This window comes from Fructilactobacillus florum DSM 22689 = JCM 16035, from assembly GCF_001436645.1.
Classification (GTDB): domain Bacteria; phylum Bacillota; class Bacilli; order Lactobacillales; family Lactobacillaceae; genus Fructilactobacillus; species Fructilactobacillus florum.
In genome coordinates, this window is the sequence record NZ_AYZI01000017.1 from 1 (window position 1) to 3,268 (window position 3,268).

Consider the following 3,268-nt stretch of genomic DNA (forward strand, 5'->3'; position numbering starts at 1 on the left):
TCAAACTTGGTTCTTTGAAAACTAGATAATATTATTTTCTGTAGAATTATATTGTAAATATAATTTCAACCGAGAAACAACAACCACTGTGATAAATGAGTGTTTAATAAGTTTAATCGCAAAGCTCATTAATTAATCGTCCGCAGGACGATTGGTTAAGTTAGAAAGGGCGCATGGTGAATGCCTTGGTACTAGGAGCCGATGAAGGACGGAACTAACACCGATATGCTTCGGGGAGCTGTACGTAAGCTTTGATCCGGAGATTTCCGAATGAGGAAACTCGACCAGTGTGATGACTGGTGACTAATTAGTGAATACATAGCTAATTAGAGGCAGACGCGGGGAACTGAAACATCTCAGTACCCGCAGGAAGAGAAAGAAACTTCGATTCCCTCAGTAGCGGCGAGCGAACGGGGAACAGCCCAAACCGAACCCTTGCGGTTCGGGGTTGTAGGACTGAACATTTGAGTTACAAAAGTTGGCAATAGCTAAAGCAGTTGGGAAGCTGCACCAGAGAGAGTGATAGTCTCGTCAGCGAAATTGCCAGCCCTCAGTTCAGGATCCTGAGTACGGCGCCACACGTGAAACGGCGTCGGAATCCGGGAGGACCATCTCCCAAGGCTAAATACTCCCTAGTGACCGATAGTGAACCAGTACCGTGAGGGAAAGGTGAAAAGCACCCCGGAAGGGGAGTGAAATAGTTCCTGCAACCATGTGCCTACAAGCAGTTAGAGCCCGTTAAGGGGTGATAGCGTGCCTCTTGTAGAATGAACCGGCGAGTTACAGTTACATGCAAGGTTAAGCCGAAAAAGCGGAGCCGTAGCGAAAGCAAGTCTGAAACGGGCGTTTCTAGTATGTAGCCGTAGACCCGAAACCAGGTGATCTATCCATGTCCAGGATGAAAGTGCGGTAATACGCACCGGAGGTCCGAACCCGTGTACGTTGAAAAGTGCTGGGATGAGGTGTGGATAGCGGTGAAATTCCAAACGAACTTGGAGATAGCTGGTTCTCTCCGAAATAGCTTTAGGGCTAGCCTCGGAATTAGAATCATGGAGGTAGAGCCACTGTTTGGGCGAGGGGTCCGTCTTGGATTACTGAGTTCAGATAAACTCCGAATACCATTGATTTATGTCCGGGAGTCAGACGATGAGTGATAAGATCCATCGTCGAAAGGGGAACAGCCCAGACCGCCAGTTAAGGTCCCTAAATATATGCTAAGTGGAAAAGGAAGTGGAGTTGCCCAGACAACTAGGATGTTGGCTCAGAAGCAGCCACCATTTAAAGAGTGCGTAATAGCTCACTAGTCGAGTGATTCTGCGCCGAAAATTTACCGGGGCTAAGCATATTACCGAGACTGCGGACGCAACTACGTTGCGTGATAGGAGAGCGTTCTAAGGGCAATGAAGGCAGACCGGAAGGACTGCTGGAGCGCTTAGAAGTGAGAATGCCGGTATGAGTAGCGAAAGATCAGTGAGAATCTGATCCACCGAATGACTAAGGTTTCCTGGGGAAGGCTCGTCCGCCCAGGGTTAGTCGGGACCTAAGCCGAGGCTGAGAAGCGTAGGCGATGGATAACAGGTTGAGATTCCTGTACTAGTTGTTTATGTTACAGCGATGGAGGGACGCAGAAGGCTAAGTCGAGCATACGATTGGAAGAGTATGTTCAAAGCGTAAGTCAGGTTAGCAGTCAAATGCTGGTAATCGGGTTGACAAGCGCTGATGAGGATCGAAATTTAAGTAGAGAAGCGACTGATGTCACGCTGCCGAGAAAAGCTTCTAGTTAGTAAACAACTACCCGTACCGCAAACCGACACAGGTAGTCGAGGAGAGTATCCTCAGGTGAGCGAGCGAACTCTCGTTAAGGAACTCGGCAAAATGACCCCGTAACTTCGGGAGAAGGGGTGCTGGCCTACGGGCCAGCCGCAGTGAAGAGACTCAAACGACTGTTTATCAAAAACACAGGTTTATGCAAAATCGTAAGATGACGTATATGGGCTGACGCCTGCCCGGTGCTGGAAGGTTAAGTGAACAGGTTAGCTTCGGCGAAGCCTTGCAATGAAGCCCCAGTAAACGGCGGCCGTAACTATAACGGTCCTAAGGTAGCGAAATTCCTTGTCGGGTAAGTTCCGACCCGCACGAAAGGCGTAACGATTTGAGTACTGTCTCAACGAGAGACTCGGTGAAATTAAGATACCTGTGAAGAAGCAGGTTACCCGCGACAGGACGGAAAGACCCCATGGAGCTTTACTGTAGCTTGATATTGGGTGTTTAGATAGCTTGTACAGGATAGGTAGGAGCCGTGGAAACCGGAACGCTAGTTTCGGTGGAGGCAATGGTGGGATACTACCCTGGCTATGTGAACACTCTAACCCTGAGCACTAATCGTGCTCGGAGACAGTGTCTGGTTGGCAGTTTGACTGGGGCGGTCGCCTCCTAAATAGTAACGGAGGCGCTCAAAGGTTTGCTTAGAATGGTTGGAAATCATTCTGTAAGTGTAAAGGCAAAAGCAAGCTTGACTGCGAGACCAACGAGTCGAGCAGGGACGAAAGTCGGACTTAGTGATCCGGTGGTACCACATGGAAGGGCCATCGCTCAACGGATAAAAGCTACCCTGGGGATAACAGGCTTATCTCCCCCAAGAGTTCACATCGACGGGGAGGTTTGGCACCTCGATGTCGGCTCATCGCATCCTGGGGCTGTAGTTGGTCCCAAGGGTTGGGCTGTTCGCCCATTAAAGCGGTACGCGAGCTGGGTTCAGAACGTCGTGAGACAGTTCGGTCCCTATCCGTCGCGGGCGCAGGAAATTTGCGAGGAGCTGTCCCTAGTACGAGAGGACCGGGATGGACATACCGCTGGTGTATCAGTTGCGCCGCCCGGCGCATTGCTGAGTAGCTATGTATGGATGAGATAAACGCTGAAAGCATCTAAGTGTGAAACTCGCCTCAAGATGAGATTTCCCATTCCAATTTGGAAGTAAGACTCCTGAAAGATGATCAGGTCGATAGGTTAGCAGTGGAAGCGTAGTGATATGCGAAGCGGACTAATACTAATCAGTCGAGGACTTAACCAAGTAGTAAGGTGGTTAATGGTAATCGGACGGAAAACAAATATTATCTAGTTTTGAGCGAACGAAGGTCGCTCAAGTAATGAGTGTGGTGGCGATAGCCTGAAGGATCCACCTGTTCCCATGCCGAACACAGTAGTTAAGCTTCAGTACGCCAAAAGTAGTTGGGGGATCGCCCCCTGCGAGGATAGGAAGTTGCCACGC

2 rRNA genes are annotated in these 3,268 nt (G+C 49.6%); both read left to right on the top strand.

Going from position 1 to position 3,268, the window contains the following annotated elements:
• Positions 1-153 precede the first annotated feature (153 nt).
• Positions 154-3,070 (top strand): 23S ribosomal RNA (locus FC87_RS06505).
• A gap of 81 nt (positions 3,071-3,151) precedes the next feature.
• A 5S ribosomal RNA gene (rrf, locus tag FC87_RS06510) occupies positions 3,152-3,268 on the top strand.